The sequence below is a fragment of the Tritonibacter horizontis genome, assembly GCF_001518015.1.
Taxonomy (GTDB): Bacteria; Pseudomonadota; Alphaproteobacteria; order Rhodobacterales; family Rhodobacteraceae; genus Epibacterium; species Epibacterium horizontis.
This window is the reverse complement of the sequence record NZ_LPUY01000138.1, coordinates 31,667-46,098: the sequence shown is the minus strand read 5'-3', so window position 1 is coordinate 46,098 and position 14,432 is coordinate 31,667. Positions and strand designations below refer to the sequence as shown.

At 61.2% G+C, this 14,432-nt stretch carries 15 protein-coding genes and 1 pseudogene; 7 read left to right on the top strand and 9 right to left on the bottom strand.

Annotated elements, in window-relative coordinates; genetic code table 11:
- Positions 1–88 precede the first annotated feature (88 nt).
- A complete protein-coding gene (locus tag TRIHO_RS22175; RefSeq protein WP_068248896.1) occupies positions 89–919 on the top strand; it encodes a DUF3883 domain-containing protein in 831 nt (276 codons plus the stop codon).
- A 3-nt stretch (positions 920–922) separates the two neighbouring features.
- On the opposite strand, the gene TRIHO_RS22170 is transcribed toward TRIHO_RS22175, so the two are convergent.
- Genes TRIHO_RS22170 through TRIHO_RS22155 form a run of 4 tightly spaced genes read right to left on the bottom strand, consistent with a single transcriptional unit; the run spans position 923 to position 3,343 of the window.
- A complete protein-coding gene (locus tag TRIHO_RS22170) occupies positions 923–1,303 on the bottom strand; it encodes a hypothetical protein (RefSeq protein ID WP_068248895.1) in 381 nt (126 codons plus the stop codon).
- The gene (locus tag TRIHO_RS22165) at positions 1,303–2,628 is read right to left on the bottom strand and encodes a recombinase family protein (protein WP_068248894.1); all 1,326 of its coding nucleotides are present in this window, start codon (positions 2,626–2,628) and stop codon (positions 1,303–1,305) included. Before TRIHO_RS22165 ends, TRIHO_RS22170 begins: the two co-directional genes overlap by 1 nt.
- The gene (locus TRIHO_RS22160; protein ID WP_082705282.1) at positions 2,625–3,125 is read right to left on the bottom strand and encodes a DUF2924 domain-containing protein; all 501 of its coding nucleotides are present in this window, start codon (positions 3,123–3,125) and stop codon (positions 2,625–2,627) included. Before TRIHO_RS22160 ends, TRIHO_RS22165 begins: the two co-directional genes overlap by 4 nt.
- Complete coding sequence (locus TRIHO_RS22155) at positions 3,122–3,343, bottom strand: hypothetical protein (RefSeq protein ID WP_068248892.1); 222 nt, start codon at positions 3,341–3,343, stop codon at positions 3,122–3,124. Before TRIHO_RS22155 ends, TRIHO_RS22160 begins: the two co-directional genes overlap by 4 nt.
- Before the next feature lie 190 nt (positions 3,344–3,533).
- On the opposite strand from TRIHO_RS22155, the gene TRIHO_RS22150 reads away from it, so the two are divergent.
- A complete protein-coding gene (locus TRIHO_RS22150; protein ID WP_082705281.1) occupies positions 3,534–4,586 on the top strand; it encodes an AbiV family abortive infection protein in 1,053 nt (350 codons plus the stop codon).
- Between the two features lie 56 nt (positions 4,587–4,642).
- On the opposite strand, the gene TRIHO_RS22145 is transcribed toward TRIHO_RS22150, so the two are convergent.
- Together TRIHO_RS22145 and TRIHO_RS22140 are read right to left on the bottom strand one after the other, a co-directional pair.
- Positions 4,643–5,368, bottom strand: coding sequence for a hypothetical protein (locus tag TRIHO_RS22145; RefSeq protein ID WP_068248889.1), 726 nt, complete (start codon positions 5,366–5,368; stop codon positions 4,643–4,645).
- Position 5,369: 1 nt separating this feature from the next.
- Positions 5,370–6,047: a LexA family transcriptional regulator gene (locus TRIHO_RS22140; RefSeq protein ID WP_068248887.1), complete on the bottom strand. Its 678-nt coding sequence runs from the start codon at positions 6,045–6,047 to the stop codon at positions 5,370–5,372.
- A gap of 108 nt (positions 6,048–6,155) precedes the next feature.
- Between TRIHO_RS22140 and TRIHO_RS22135 the strand changes: the two genes are divergently transcribed.
- The 5 genes and pseudogenes from TRIHO_RS22135 to TRIHO_RS24265 all read left to right on the top strand — a co-directional run bounded on the left by TRIHO_RS22135 (position 6,156) and on the right by TRIHO_RS24265 (position 11,724).
- Positions 6,156–6,905 (top strand): hypothetical protein, encoded by a 750-nt coding sequence (locus TRIHO_RS22135; RefSeq protein ID WP_131811244.1) that lies wholly within the window; start codon positions 6,156–6,158, stop codon positions 6,903–6,905.
- 149 nt (positions 6,906–7,054) lie between these two features.
- Entirely contained in the window at positions 7,055–7,264 is a 210-nt protein-coding gene (locus TRIHO_RS22130) for a helix-turn-helix transcriptional regulator (protein WP_068248884.1), read from the top strand.
- Positions 7,264–7,620: a hypothetical protein gene (locus TRIHO_RS22125; RefSeq protein ID WP_068248882.1), complete on the top strand. Its 357-nt coding sequence runs from the start codon at positions 7,264–7,266 to the stop codon at positions 7,618–7,620. The genes TRIHO_RS22130 and TRIHO_RS22125 overlap by 1 nt, the downstream gene beginning before the upstream one ends.
- 179 nt (positions 7,621–7,799) lie before the next feature.
- Positions 7,800–11,099: pseudogene (locus tag TRIHO_RS22120) on the top strand (baseplate multidomain protein megatron); the annotation flags it as partial.
- A 10-nt stretch (positions 11,100–11,109) separates the two neighbouring features.
- The gene (locus TRIHO_RS24265) at positions 11,110–11,724 is read left to right on the top strand and encodes a DUF2793 domain-containing protein (RefSeq protein ID WP_232367861.1); all 615 of its coding nucleotides are present in this window, start codon (positions 11,110–11,112) and stop codon (positions 11,722–11,724) included.
- 248 nt (positions 11,725–11,972) lie between these two features.
- Here the strand turns inward: TRIHO_RS24265 and TRIHO_RS24340 are convergent, their stop codons facing one another.
- The 3 genes from TRIHO_RS24340 to TRIHO_RS22100 form a co-directional block, all read right to left on the bottom strand.
- The gene (locus TRIHO_RS24340; RefSeq protein ID WP_269745373.1) at positions 11,973–12,776 is read right to left on the bottom strand and encodes a DNA phosphorothioation-associated putative methyltransferase; all 804 of its coding nucleotides are present in this window, start codon (positions 12,774–12,776) and stop codon (positions 11,973–11,975) included.
- The gene (locus TRIHO_RS24335) at positions 12,748–13,965 is read right to left on the bottom strand and encodes a DNA phosphorothioation-associated putative methyltransferase (protein ID WP_131811243.1); all 1,218 of its coding nucleotides are present in this window, start codon (positions 13,963–13,965) and stop codon (positions 12,748–12,750) included. The genes TRIHO_RS24340 and TRIHO_RS24335 overlap by 29 nt, the downstream gene beginning before the upstream one ends.
- A gap of 196 nt (positions 13,966–14,161) precedes the next feature.
- Positions 14,162–14,362: a helix-turn-helix transcriptional regulator gene (locus tag TRIHO_RS22100; protein ID WP_068248877.1), complete on the bottom strand. Its 201-nt coding sequence runs from the start codon at positions 14,360–14,362 to the stop codon at positions 14,162–14,164.
- Positions 14,363–14,432: the final 70 nt, after the last annotated feature.

Below are 14,432 nucleotides of genomic sequence, written 5' to 3'. Positions count from 1 at the left end.
TCGACGGATCTCTTGGGTAGGTTTGCATCCCATTTCCCCAACCGAAACCGCTGATGACAAATGATTTTCCCGCGTCTAGCCTGGCCGCATGTCGAACGGGCCTTGGACAGATGCAGAGAATGACCTGATCGTCGCGGATTACTTCGCGATGCTGGCTGCGGACTTCGCTGGTCAGTCCTATAACAAGGCCGCGCACAATCGCGATCTTCAGGCCCAGATCGACCGCAACCGCAGTTCGATTGAGTTCAAGCACCAGAACATTAGCGCAGTTCTCCGGGCACTCGGAGAGGACTGGATCCCCGGCTACAAGCCCGCGCAAAACTACCAGGGCACACTAGAAGAGGCGGTGGCGCGTTGGCTGGAACTCAACCCCGGCTGGCTGTCCCGCATTCCGGACCGGCCCGCGATGGGCCTCCGCGAGGCGGCTCAACTTTGGATTGGACCGCCCCCGACGCTCAGCAACCAACCGCCTCCGGCTGAACTTGAGCAAACCATCGCCACCGCCCGCAAATTCGATGTGGCGGAGCGTGACGAGCGCAACCGCGCGCTTGGCCGGGCGGGAGAGGAACGCGCGCTGGCGCATGAGAAAGCGGTGCTGGCTGGCTCCGGGCGCTCTGATCTTGCGTCAAAGGTGCGATGGGTCTCGGAGGAGGATGGCGATGGCGCGGGGTATGATATCGCCAGTTATGCGCCGGATGGTCGGCCCCGTCTGATCGAAGTGAAGACGACCAACGGCTGGGAACGCACACCATTCCATATTTCGCGGAACGAGCTGGCTGTTGCCGACGAACGGCGGGCGGACTGGTGCCTCATGCGGCTCTATCACTTTGCACGCGAGCCGAAGGCGTTCGAACTGCGCCCGCCGCTGGACGCCCACGTGTCGCTGACCGCCACGAGCTTTCAGGCCAGCTTTCACTGACCCTCAATCAAACACGCGCCCCGGCTGCTCGACCCATGGCAGTTCGGCCACGCCGCAGAGGTCGAAGATCGACAGAACCGTGGGCTCGCGCCGCAGGACCAACCGTTCCAGTACCGATGGCGAGAGCCATGCCAGCCGGATCACCCGGCTGACATAGCGGTCGGAGATGGCTTCCTCTCTGGCGAGATCGGCGATGGTGTTGACGTCGCCGTGCTCGAGCCTGCGCCGCCAGTCCCACGCGCGGCCGATAGCGCGCAGGAGGCGGGCGTCCTGGCCGCGATCCATGGCGACCTCAATTTCTTTGGGCGGCAGGATGCGCGGGCGGCCGCCACGATTGCGCAGAGTGAGTGGGATGTGGACACGCAGGGTCTCGGGCTCTGCCATCACGCCACCTCCGGCTTGGCCGGGGCCATCAGCGCGGCAATCGCGCCTAGACCCTCGTGTCGGAGGTCGACAGCCAACCCAGCCTCGCTGGCGGTGACCCGCGCCACCAGAAGCCTGACCACTCGGGCCTGTTCGGCCGGGATCAGCGCCCTCCACATGTCGTCGAACTGGGTGAGCGAGGCGCTGATGTCCGCCTCGCCAAGGTCTGGCCGTTCCTTGCGCAGGGTCCGCGACACTCGCGCAGCGACCTCCGGGGTGCGCAGCAGGCGGCGGATTTCGCCGACCACGGCATCCTCAACCATGCCACCCGGCAACCGCTGCGGCCCTCGTAGCTCGGCCTTGGGCCGTTTCTTGATCACGTCCATCGAGACATAGTAGCGATAGCGCCGAGTGCCTTTCTTAGTGTGATGCGGAGTCATGGCTACGCCGGTTTCGGTGAAGAGCAGCCCGCGCAGCAGCGCCGGTGAGGGTTCCTGAGCCGCGGCCTTCCTAAGATACCGGTTGTTCGCGATCACCTCATGCACCTCGTCCCAGAGCGTCTCGTCGATGATCGCGTCGTGTTCGCCGGGATAGGCGGTGCCCTTGTGGACCGCGAGGCCACGATAGACCTTGTTGTGCAGGGTCTTGAGCAGCGAGGTCTTGTCGTATGGCCTGCCGGTCTTGGTCAGGATCGCGCGCGCGTCCAACTCTAGGATCACCTGCGCCGTGGAACTGGACCGGGCGTAGAGCGTGAAGATCGTCCGCACTGTCTCGGCCTCGGCCGGGTCCACGATCAGCTTGCGGTCCTTCACGTTATAGCCGAGCGGCACAGGCCCACCCATCCAGATGCCCTTCTTGCGCGAGGCGGCGACCTTGTCGCGGATCCGCTCGCCGATCACTTCGCGCTCGAACTGGGCGAAGCTGAGCAGGATGTTCAGCGTCAGCCGCCCCATCGACGTCGTCGTATTGAAGGACTGCGTGACGGACACGAAGGTGACGCCGTGCTTGTCGAAGATCTCGACCAGTTTGGAGAAATCCATCAAAGCGCGCGACAGACGGTCGATCTTGTAGACCATGACGATGTCGATCAATCCGTCCTCGATGTCGGCAATCAGGTCCTTCAGCGCAGGGCGTTCCAGCGTGCCACCGGAGAAGCCGCCGTCATTGTATTTGTCGCGCAGGCATACCCAACCCTCTGCCTTCTGGCTGGCGATATAGGCCTCACACGCCTCCCGTTGCGCGTCGAGGCTGTTGAACTCCATGTCGAGCCCTTCCTCGCTCGATTTGCGGGTGTAGATGGCGCAGCGCAGGCGACGGGGCGGTTGTGGCTGTGTCTGGCGCGTCATTTTCTGATCCTCGGGCGTGGGGTGAAGCCGAAGAATTTCCAGCCGTTCCAGTTCGCGCCGGTGATGGCCCGCGCCGCGCCGGAGAGCGACTTGTACCTGCGGCCCTGCCACTCAAAGCCCTTCGGCAAAACGGTGACGGTGTGCTCGACACCGTTCCATTCACGGACCAGCTTGGTGCCGGGCATCGGGCGGCGCGGATCGGACATGATCTGACCGGGCTCGCCTGAGGCGACCTCCGCCGTCAGCGCATCCAGCGTTCGTCGGGTGTCGCGGCCGATGCCGCCAAGGGCAAATTCCTGGATTCGGTACCCAAGCCGCAACTCGAGATTCTGGCGGCTGGTGTTCGGCGCAGGCGTGTCAAAGATCGCCGCCCATTTCTCTCGCAGCTCCGGCACGGTCATGGCCTTCAGCGCGACCAGGTCTGCCAGGACAGCGTGGCCGTGCGCAGAGCCGATGCCCGTTCTCTTTCCTACTGATTTAGTTCTGGTTTTCGTCATTCGTCATCTCCAACTCGGGTTCGCAACTGGTGACGACGACGGCGAACAAGGGCGAGGATGTCCAGCGAACTGTCTGCTTCGTTCAAAGAATTCTCGTTAAATTCCGGTGGGTTGATGCGATCCACGGCTGCGGCGAGGATCCGGGCGAGTTCCGCCAGCCGCTCATCGGTGGTGAGCGTTTCAGGCGGCGGGGCAAAATTGACGTTGATGTCTGGCATGGCGGGCGAACCTCAGGAACTGTTTTGTCCTGTGGTGGCCGCGATGCGAAGGGGATTTCAAGTTAAAACAATGATTTATCGTGTTCCTGCGTAGGAGGGCGTGCGTGTCGGAGATCTGGTCTGCGGAACTCAACGAAATCAGATTTTTCCCAAATGCAGTCTTGGCAGCGTTTAAGACAAGCGGGTAGCTATGACTAAAGGCGACCTCGCTCTGCAGTGCTTAAGCATCAAGAATTTGCATCCAGCACGCAGGCTAACCGGAAATGAAAAAATGTGTGAAGATGATCAACTTACGGCGTGGATCGCCAAACCTGGATCTGCAATTAAACGAAAAGGCGAACTGAGCGAAACTGAAGTCGCTGATGCATCTGTGGCGTATCTGAAGAATGGAATCGACCTGCTATCAGACGCTCGGTTCCTTCTTTCAAATGAAAGGTCTGCGCGTGGCTCAGCTCTTGTGGTTCTTGCCCTTGAAGAGTTAGCAAAAATAAAGATCATTATCGAGACGTTTCTAAAGTACGAACACGGAGTTGATCGCGACGCTTGGAAGAAACACTGGAAGACCGGTGGAAGTCATAAAACTAAGCAGGAGGAGATACTCTCATACGGAAAGATCATTCGAGCCTCGTACGAAGGCGACCCCATGCATAGTCGCTACCTTTACCGCTATTACGCGCCTAATGATGCGCTTGAGAAACTTGATTGGTTCAAACAGGCAAGTTTCTATGTCGATATTCGAGATGATGGGATTCATGCACCTGGCAGTACGGAAGACTCCATAAAGGCAACAGATTATCTTTTGGCATTTGCCCAGGAGAGGGCCGACAGTTACATGTCCTGGCATATTTCCCGACAGCGCGCGATTGAGCAATTGCAGGTAGCGCTCGGAAAGAGGGCAGTGAGCGCATGGACCCGCAGTTATCGGGGAGATGAGGTCGAGGCTGATCTCCTTTATCAAGCAAGTGCGCTCAGCGCTTCTCACGTTCCTAATTACATCACGTTCTACGATTTTGTAAAAAGCTACTTGCACAAGAAGGTAGCAGAGCGCCGCGTAAAAGACGCGCTTCTTAACCTGGCATCGGAAATGCGAACTCGAATAATTGAATCCGAAAAATTGCCAATTTTCCAAGCTCGATACATCGGGGCCTACAAACTTGTTTACGGTGTCTCTGAGAATTCGGATATTTTTAGCGCATCCTTCAATCGGGAACTGAAAGCAAGAATTTCGCTTAAGTGCAGCTAGATATTTGAAAAGCAGCAATAGTCTTCAAGTTGTGAAAAAGATTTGGAACTTGCGGGTCAATGTCTTGGCGCTCTTCGCACCACCCCGCCAGTCTCCAGCCGCAGCGCCGCCCGCCACAATGGCGTCTTGGTGAAAGTGCTCTCCCGCGTCTGAAGCAACCCCTTGTCTCTGTTCTCTTGCAGCAATCCCGTCCAGCAGAGAGGCCGAAGCACCTGGATGTAGAGGCTGCTCAGCACATCGTCGAAACCACCGGCAAGATCAGGTTCGCCGAATAGTACCCGTCGCAGGTCAGCGCCGGTCGCGCCGTCCTCGGTCTCGACGTTTAGTACGTTCAGGAACACGTCCCAGTTGCCCAACACCGGCTCGTCGTCGAAGCGCGAGAAGCGGGCGTGATTTACCTCGAACAGGTAGAAAGGCGTGAAGATGCCGAAGATCCGACCCGGCTGGCCAACCAGTTCCTGACCCGCCTTGGTCAGCTTGAACTGCCCCTTGTAGTGCCGCCCAACCTTCAACGCGATCATCACGTCATGCAAATCCATCAGCGGGCCAAAGTCGATCTCGTTCAGCACCTTGTTGATGGCGAAGAGGTCTTCCTCGGAATAGCCGGGCCAGTCGAACTCCCGCGCTGCCCAATGCAAGAACACGCGCTTGAAGGCCTTCGACGGCGTCAGCCCGATCCCGCCATGTTCGGCGATGTAGGAGAAAGTCTTTTCCAGCGCCCGCACCATCGGTGAGTGCACAAGCGCCGGGTTCCCATCGTCGATCTGACGGAATTCGATCATCTCAAATCTCCCGCGCAAACCAGCGGATGCGGCCGATGATGTGGATCTCCTCGGCGCTGCGCTCATAGGGGCTATAGAAGCCATTGTCCGAGATCACCCGCACTGCGGGCGGTTCGCTGTTGGGCACATGCTCGAGCCGCTTGGCGACAAGCCCCATTCCGTCGTCCAGCACGAAGATCCCGGGCGGGTTCGGCGCGCGGCGGGTCATGTCGACCAGCACCGTGTCGCCATCCAGCAGCGTCGGCGCCATGCTGTCGCCTTCCACATGCATGATGCGTAGCTGTGACGGGCTGGCCTTGAGGCTGCCCTTTATCCAGGACCGACGGAAGTGATAGGCGCGGCCGGGCGTGTCATGATCCTCGGTCACAACAGCGCCGCCGCCCATTGATGGGCGCGGGCTGGCATGCGCGATCGCCACGAAGGTTTCGTCCGGGTTCTCGATAAAGGGTGGCTCACCCTCCACCTCGCCGATGCCGTGGATCAGCCATTCCCGCTCGACCTTAAGAACCCGCGCGACCTCGGCCAGCTTGTCGATGCCTGGGCGAGCAGAGCGACCGCGCAGGATGTCGTAGACGAAAGAGCGATTGACCCCGGCCATCTCGGCGACATGAGCCGGGCTGAGCCCCAGTTGCTGGGCGCGGGCGCGGAGGCGGTCTGAGAGCGTGTGATGCTCGGTCATGTTTTCCCCAAAGGGCTGTGGATCAAATAGGATAAAACAGGATTGATCGGAGCGCGTCAAGGATTTAGAACAAACCCTAAACACTCAATGGCAGGGATCGGGGGTCAGATGGAGATCGAGAAGGCGTATTTTACTCTGCCGGAGATCCTCGATCGCTGGTCCATCTCCGAGGCCGACCTGATCTATCTAGCGGAGAACGACAAGCTGCGGCTGTCGGTGCGCGTCTTCGGCATCCCGCTTGAGCTGGGTGATTACGAGGATACCGGCAACGGGGAGCGGTTCCGCGTTCCGTGGGAGCACAGCCGCTATAGCGGCCTGCTGGATCTCTATGCTCAGGACGTCTTCCAGCTTTTCCGGTGCAGCGAGATCCATATCAGCGATTTCCGGACGCCGCGCGCGTCCTATGCAGCGCTCTATGGCGAAGCTGAGCCGATCTTCGTCATGATAGGAGATCTGCTGCTAAGGCTCGAGGAACGTGACCGTTTCGAAACCGAGACAGGGTTCTCCGGCGCAGACACTGGACCGCAACTGCCAATCTTTAGCGCGTCACCTGAATATCACGAAGTGCGTTGCGGCGGGCACCAGTTCCGCCTTGGCCCGATCCAGGCGCAGGTTGTCCGTGCGCTGCATGAGGCTACGCGCCGTGGCGAGGCCTGGCAGAGTGGCAAGGCGATCCTGTCGGCTGCGGGCTCCAAGAGCCTGAAGATGTCCGACGTGTTCAAATCCCAGAAGCAGTGGCGGTCGCTGATCGAATCGAACGGTCGCGGCAACTATCGTCTGAACTGCGGCTGCTTCCGACCCATCCCGTTCCGGCACGCGTGTCCCTCCGGCTCCACAGTGGGATGCGCCGGGGGATGAGAGTGGGATCACCATCCCCCGCCACGGCAGTCGCCGCTGAGTTGCAAGGCTCAAACTGATCCCCCTCCGCATCCCACTTCGATCCTGACGACATCCCACAGCAGGATTTCGCATCTTCCTCCCAACGCAGCGAGCGACAGGAGACAAAGATGCAGCTCAAACACCTCAATCAGAAAGAACTGGGCCGGCGGTGGAACATCTCGCACCGCACGCTGGAGCGGTGGCGGTGGGCCGGAGAAGGCCCGCAGTTCATGAAGCTGGGCGGCCGTGTGGTTTACCGCATGGAGGATATCATCGCGTTCGAACAGGAACAGCTGCGCCACAGCACCGGCGGGGATGCGAAGGCGGGTGCGGCGTGATGGTCCGCCTCGATGATTTTGCGGACGACCGAGTCGTGCCGTTCTGCGCCGCAGGCGGCCTGGACGAGGTTGGGCTCTGCGCTTGGATCGCGCAGGCCGAGCCCGGCGAGACGCTGATCTATCACCGCAGGTTTCTCGCGGTCGATGCCACCGCCGTCCTGTCGAAGCTGCCTGCAGACCGTCAGCGCGCCTTGCGTCAGGTCGCGGCCGCGGCCCTCCGCGCGGCCGAGCAGAACCTTGTCCATCTCGTCCAGGCGCGGATTGGGCCCGACCACTTCGCCTACATCGCCATCGCGCGGCCCAAACCCCGGTCCAGCGGAGCCGCCTTGTCGGTGCGCCTGCTCGAGGCCGCGTGATGCCCGCCTTCCAATCCTTTTTCACCGATCACGGAGACCATTTCATGCCATTCCCCGAGAACACCCCAACGCCGGACGATCTGCCGTTCCTCAGTGCAGCGGAAATCGCGGCCCTGCCGGTCGAGTTGCTGGCGATCTTGCAGCGCGAGATCGACGAGCGCCTGAAGCGCGACAAGGCCGCCAAGACCCGCTTAAATGCCGGGCTTGCCGTCCGCTATGCCACGCAGGGTATTCGCAAAGGCGGCAGTGGATCGCAAACTCCCGAGAACCTGAACGCGCTGACCGACACCGCCGACATGGTGGTGGCGCTGGACCGGCTGCAGGCCATGGCGCCGAAGGTCGAGAGCGTGTCGCTGGTGGTTGCCTGGTTCGGCGACGATCTGCGGGCAGGTAATTGCAAGGTGCGGCCCGGGGTTGAGGTAACCGCCAAGACCACAACGCCGTCGGCCTGGTCCGTGAATGGCGTCAGCCGGGCCAATGCCTTTCTGGTCAGCCGCGACGATCAGGATCGGCCGGTTTATGGTGGCACGCCCGCCGATTTCGCGGTGATGCAGGCAATCCGGGAGATGAAGGCGCGCGGCCTGCGCGTCACCTTCTATCCGTTCATCCTGATGGATGTGCCGCCGGGCAACTCCCTGCCTAACCCATATTCCGATGACACCGCCGGCACGGGCCAACCTGCATTCCCCTGGCGAGGGCGGATCACCTGTTCTCCGGCTGCGGGCTATGCTGGGACCGTGGACAAGACCGCCACGGCCGCAAGCCAGGTGGCGGCGCTGTTCGGCGCGGCGACGCCCGCCAGCTTCAACGTCTCGGGTCAGTCGGTTTCTTGGACCGGCGCGTCCGGCGACTGGGGTCTGCGCCGGATGGTGCTGCACTACGCCCATCTCTGCGCGGCGGCAGGCGGGGTCGATGCCTTTCTGATCGGCACCGAGATGCCGGGGTTGACGACGATCCGCTCTGGAGCCAGCACTTATCCGGCTGTGCAGGCGTATCGGGACCTTCTTGCGGACGTCCGCTCGATCCTCGGGTCCGGCACCAGGATCGGCTATGCCGCCGACTGGTCGGAATACTTTGGACACCAGCCGGGCGACGGTAGCGGCGACGTGTTCTTACACCTCGATCCGCTCTGGGCCGATCCGGAGATCGATTTCATCGGGATCGACAACTACACGCCGCTCTCGGATTGGCGCGACGGGTTCGAGCATGCAGATGCGGCCGAGGGCTGGCCCGCGATCTACGACCGCGCCTACCTGCAGGCGAACATAGAAGGCGGGGAAGGCTTCGACTGGTTTTATGCCAGCGCTGCCGATCGCACCGCGCAGGTCCGGACCGCGATCACCGATGGTGCGGCGGCCAAGCCGTGGGTCTTCCGCTACAAGGATCTACGCGCCTGGTGGACGAACGCGCATTACGACCGCCCGGGCGGGGTGGAGAGCGGGACGCCGACGGCGTGGGTGCCGGAGTCCAAGCCGATCTGGTTCACCGAGCTCGGCTGTCCGGCCATCGACCGGGGCACCAACCAGCCGAACGTCTTCTTCGATCCGAAGTCGTCGGAGAGTTTCACGCCGCATTTCTCGCGGGGCTGGCGCGACGACGCGATCCAGCGCGCCTATCTCGAGGCGACATATCTCTGGTGGGGTGAGGCCGCGAACAACCCGGTGTCGTCCGTCTATGGCGGGCGCATGGTCCACGTTCCGGAATGCGCCGCCTGGACCTGGGACGCGCGGCCCTATCCGTTCTTTCCGGCGCTCACCGACGTTTGGACGGACGGAGCGAACTGGCGGCTCGGCCACTGGCTGACGGGACGGCTCGGGGCGGTGTCGCTCGCAGCCCTTGTGCGCCATCTCTGCGTGCGTGCGGGAATGCCCGAGGCCCGGATCGACGTCACCGGACTCTGGGGCGCGGTCGAAGGCTACGCCATTGGCGCCCTGGAAAGCCCGCGCGCCTCGATCACCACGCTGTCGCGGCATTTCGGGTTCGACGCGGTGGAGACCGAGGGCATGATCCGTTTCGTGATGCGCGGCCGGACGTCCATCACCGGCATCGCACATGACGATCTGGTGGCGGCCCGCGAGGGCGACCTATTGGAACTGACCCGCGCGCAGGAGACCGAACTGCCACAGGCGCTCAAATGGCAGGTCGCCCGCGCCGATGAGGATTATGACGCCGCCCTCGTCGAGGCGCGGCGCATCACCGTCGACACCACGCGCATCGCCTCAGAAAGCTTCCCCATGGCGGTTCCGCCAGAGGAGGCCGAGCGCCGCTGCCGCCGCGCGCTGATGGAAGCATGGACCGGGCGGGAGACGGCAGCGTTTCGCTTGCCGCCCTCACGGCTGGCGCTGGATCCGGCGGACGTCGTCACTCTGATCCATGACGGACGGCACATCCCGCTGCGGCTTGTCTCAATCGCAGATGCGGAGGCACGTGGGATCGAAGCTGTCCGTCAAGACCGCGCGGCCCACGATCTGCCACCCGGAGCACCACGCCCATCGTCCCTGTCAAAAGCCGTGGTGTTCGGCGCACCCGAGTTGGTGCTGCTGGATCTGCCGCAATTGACTGAGGATCAGCCTGCGCATCGACCGTTCGTCGCGGCTCATGCCGTTCCCTGGCCGGGGGAGATGGCGGTGTTTCGCAGCCCATCGACCGATGGCTTCGAACTGTTGACGACGTTCGGCGGCCGGGCCCGGATTGGAACTCTGGTCTCGGATTTCTTCGCAGGCCCCACCTCGCGCTTCGATCTCGGCAATGCTCTGGTGGTCGATCTGCTAACCGGCACGCTGGAAAGCGTCACCGAACTAACCCTGTTCGGTGGGGCAAACGCGCTGGCGATAGAGAGTGCATCGGGAGTCTGGGAAGTCGTGCAGGCGGGCGTGGCGGAACTGGTCGCCCCCGGCCGGTATCGGCTCACGCGGTTGCTGCGCGGCCAGCGCGGCACGGAGGCAGCCATGGCCAATCCGGCTCCGGCAGGCGCGCGGGTTGTGGTGCTGGACGACGCTCTCGCCTCATTGCCAATCGCCGAAGCCGATCTCGGGCTGCCGTGGAACTGGCGCATCGGTCCCGCAAGCCGGTCTGTCAGCGACGAGACCTACGTTGCGCAAGCTTTCACGCCGGTGGGCGTCGGGCTGCGGCCGTTCTCCGTGGCCCATGTGGAGCAGCCATGGCGCAGGCCGCGCACGCCGGGCGATCTGACGACCCGCTGGACGCGGCGGTCCAGGGCCCTCGCGGCCGACAGCTGGGGCGCGGTGGAGGTGTCGCTGGCCGAGGAGCTCGAAGCCTACGAGGTGGAGATCCTAGACGGCGCCACCGTGAAGCGGGTGCTGACCGCCTCCACGACCAGCGCGATCTACACCGCCGCCCAGCAAACGGCCGATTGGGGCGCGCCGCTTGCGCCCGGCGACACGCTGACAATCCGTATCTACCAGCTTTCCGCCCTGATCGGGCGGGGGGCGGCCAAAACCGCCACGCTCACATTCTGAAGGCCAACCCATGTCTGATACGACGACCAACCTGCTGCTGCCGTACATCCTCGCGGCGCAGGGCCAGAAGCATGTCACCCACAACGAGGCGCTGCGCATCCTCGACGGGCTCGTGCAGCTCTCCGTCCTCGACCGGGACCTGACCGCGCCGCCCGGAAGCCCCGCCGATGGCGACCGCTATATCGTGGCCAGCGGCGGCACGGGCGATTGGGCGGGCTGGGACCTGAACGTTGCACTATTCACAGATGGTGCATGGCTGCGCTTGCCGCCCCGGACTGGCTGGCGCGCATGGGTTGAGGATGAGGGCCTGCTGCTGGTCTACGATGGCGCAGGGTGGATTGGCTTCGCGCTGCTGACGCTTGACGACGACAAGTTCCGACAAAGCAATCTTCAGCTGAGTATGGCGGCTGATCTTCGGCCAGCGCATCACGATGCGTTCGTAATATTCCTGAACGGCGATGTCATGGGCCGCGAGCGCGGCAGCCAGTTCGGTCTTTGTGCGGTGCCCACCATGCAAGAGCAGTTCCCTCACGACCACCGGCTGGTAGACGTCCGTCATCGACATGGTATTTCTGAGGAACTCAAGGAGTTTAGTTTTGCTCATATCATCAGCATAGCCGAATGACCTTGGGGGAAGCTGCGGATGGTTTTGCTCTGGACTGAATTGCGCATACTTGTCGATGGCGGGCGGGTCTGAGCGCGCTTGGTGAGGAAAATGCCTGGTTTCACGCTGAGTATCGCCTGCCTACTGGTTGAAGTAATGCACTTGGCAACGCATCGGTTTTTTTGCCTAATCTAGTTCTTCGTAGCGGCGCAAAGCAACTCCCCAAGCTTATCAGCCAGTCCTGGCAGCCATGAATAAAAGTGCTTTTGCTATCGGAAAGCAACAGGCGCCCAACTCCACCCGCTAAGAACAAGGCCCGCAGTTTCGGCGGCCAACGCTATCTCCGTTCCGGTGGCGCGGATCCCGAACCCATCCAATCCGATTTCAGCCGCTTGCGCATCGAACCTTTTCTGACGCTCAAACCCAGTTTGATCAGATGCCATGAATCGAGACTTCAAGAGCAGGCGCTGATCCTCACCGTGGTGGTCGAAGTCCGAAATTCGCTGCCGCCTCAGATCGACCTTAGTTCGAACCTCTAGACGCGGAAGAGGGGACAGTTCAAAGTCTGCATAGCGGAAACCCGTCAACTTGCCGGTTCGAAGATGAAATTTAATAAGTTGCATCTCGTCGAAGCCACCGGCGTACTTTTCAGCACAGCCTGCAAAACAACGCAGCACTGCGGGGAGTCGCGGTGTCAGTTCGGTGCTAACCCAGTAGTTATGGTCTTCGTCCAAATAACCCAGACCTTCGCTGGCGGTAGCCTCGGCCGCGGCGCAGAGACGCTCAGAGTCAGCGAGAGAGAAAAGCAGATCACGCGCTGTCGCTTGCGCCATGGTGAAATTCTGGAACAGCGCGCGGACATCCCTTTGGAGACGCTCTGGCAAGTCCCTGTAATTCTTGCGCCGATTGAATTGATTGAGCGCTAAATAGACAGCGATATCGTCCTGCCTCTGCTGGGCTACTTCGTCGAGAATTTCGGGGTCGGACAGGCTACTCGCCAAACTGATTGCCTTCGCGGCCGAGGTATTTGCCGCCTCGAGCCGGTTAAGTATTTCTTGCGGAAGTTCGACCACCGCTGGCCACCTTCCAAGTTCTGTCGCTACTGCCGCAATGGCTTCGAGGGTCAGGTCGGAGGGCCTCGAAGGCCGCTTCTCGCGCCTCCTTTCGCCTTGCGGCGGCGCTCACGGACGGGACGGACCGGCGAGTTTGTCGAGACAGCATGTAGGATTGCTCGGACAACGGATCTGCAAAAATGAAGAAGAGACCTGGTCCTGCTGGAAATGCCTCTCTGCCCAGCGTGGATTCAATAACTTCCTTGAGTTCGACCGGGCGATAGAATTTCTGAAACGTACCACGGCGTGTGACGTGCCCGTCACCATAGGGTCGGCACGTCTCTGTTCGCGCGCGGCTGGAGGTGATGACGGCGACCGCAAGGCAGCGTTGCGCGAGGGCAAAGGCCGAACGCAGGACATCCTGCCGCTCAGCGGGGGTCTCGATCACATTCAGAACAAAGCCGAGGTTTACCACGTGAGCTGGCTCGCGTGGCTGATCCGGAGCGTAGTATGGATCCCACCCGGCGGCCGAAATGCCAGCCGCCTGAAGCCCTTCGATATCCGATCCGAATCCGCACCCGTAGTCGAATACGGTGCTCTCTTCGTTGATTAAGCCATAACGGATCAGTGACTGAATTGGTGACGATAGCCCGTCTCTCCGGATGGCCGCGAGATGTCGTTGGATGGTGGCATCTGGCTTTGAAAGGGGCTCGTCAAGCAGCTCAATTGTATGCCCGACAATTTTGACGCCCGCTTCCCGCATACGTTCGTCCCATGCACGCCGTGTCCCAATGGAACTCGTCTCTCTGAGAAGCCCTATGCGTTCGAGGCCCATCGTCAGTTCGCTAAACTCCTCGCACCTTGGGTGATCAGCTGGCAGGAGAAGTTCTTTGCGATGAAGTACTGGTGGGTTGACGCGTGCACGGTAAGAACGCCGAACCGCAGTCTGGTTCTCTAGGTTCACGGTGATGCTCTCGAGCAAGGCCGGAAACGGCCGTTCAAAATCCTCGTAAGTTAGGAGCGAAATTCGCTTTAGTCCAATCGTGTTAATCTTGACGACGTTCCAGTGCGATGCATTCGCTATCGCTTCTGCCTCCCAGACTTCTGACTGCAAGGCTTGCTCCAGATGGGCGACCGCGTCTCGATGCAGGTAGCGGTTACCCGCGACTAGCTTCCCAGGATCTTCCGCAGGCATTGCTGTACCTTTCAATAAGCGGCCTTGCTACTTATCCATAGTAGAATGCCCGTGTGGGGGTAGGTGGCCGTTGCTTGTCGGTTTGCTCCGCCTTGATTGCTCAGGAGACGACAAACGTGGTCACGCAATCGGTGAAAACTCGACCGATCTGGATTGGATTTTGTATCTCTGCGAAGCCTCTTCATGCAAGACAAGCGTCGAGCCAGCGGCGTCAATCTTCGATCGATAGCTTGTCTGGAAAGCTTTGAACCTCCCTCTCGAATGCCTCGACATCGGACAGCCTGTAGATTACCCGTCCGCCCAGCTTGAGGTATCGCGGACCCTCTTGAGCCCAACGCCAGCGCTCAAGTGTTCGGTGGCTGATCTTCCAACGGGCCGCCAGTTCGATCTGACTCAGACATACTTCGCTCATTTTCGTCTCCTTTTGCGCAACTCACTATGGTCGCAGCAGAACGAAGCCGTAAGAAGAAAACCTATTCAAG

Bases quoted from the DNA above. Each gene is read 5' to 3' on its own strand.
- TRIHO_RS22160 (WP_082705282.1), bottom strand. From the start codon at position 3,125: ATGACGAAAACCAGAACTAAATCAGTAGGAAAGAGAACGGGCATCGGC.
- TRIHO_RS22170 (WP_068248895.1), bottom strand. From the start codon at position 1,303: ATGGCAGAGCCCGAGACCCTGCGTGTCCACATCCCACTCACTCTGCGC.
- TRIHO_RS22135 (WP_131811244.1), top strand. From the start codon at position 6,156: ATGGAGATCGAGAAGGCGTATTTTACTCTGCCGGAGATCCTCGATCGC.
- TRIHO_RS22175 (WP_068248896.1), top strand. From the start codon at position 89: ATGTCGAACGGGCCTTGGACAGATGCAGAGAATGACCTGATCGTCGCG.
- TRIHO_RS22100 (WP_068248877.1), bottom strand. From the start codon at position 14,362: ATGAGCGAAGTATGTCTGAGTCAGATCGAACTGGCGGCCCGTTGGAAG.
- TRIHO_RS22140 (WP_068248887.1), bottom strand. From the start codon at position 6,047: ATGACCGAGCATCACACGCTCTCAGACCGCCTCCGCGCCCGCGCCCAG.
- TRIHO_RS22150 (WP_082705281.1), top strand. From the start codon at position 3,534: ATGACTAAAGGCGACCTCGCTCTGCAGTGCTTAAGCATCAAGAATTTG.
- TRIHO_RS22165 (WP_068248894.1), bottom strand. From the start codon at position 2,628: ATGACGCGCCAGACACAGCCACAACCGCCCCGTCGCCTGCGCTGCGCC.
- TRIHO_RS22130 (WP_068248884.1), top strand. From the start codon at position 7,055: ATGCAGCTCAAACACCTCAATCAGAAAGAACTGGGCCGGCGGTGGAAC.
- TRIHO_RS22155 (WP_068248892.1), bottom strand. From the start codon at position 3,343: ATGCCAGACATCAACGTCAATTTTGCCCCGCCGCCTGAAACGCTCACC.
- TRIHO_RS22125 (WP_068248882.1), top strand. From the start codon at position 7,264: ATGGTCCGCCTCGATGATTTTGCGGACGACCGAGTCGTGCCGTTCTGC.
- TRIHO_RS22145 (WP_068248889.1), bottom strand. From the start codon at position 5,368: ATGATCGAATTCCGTCAGATCGACGATGGGAACCCGGCGCTTGTGCAC.
- TRIHO_RS24265 (WP_232367861.1), top strand. From the start codon at position 11,110: ATGTCTGATACGACGACCAACCTGCTGCTGCCGTACATCCTCGCGGCG.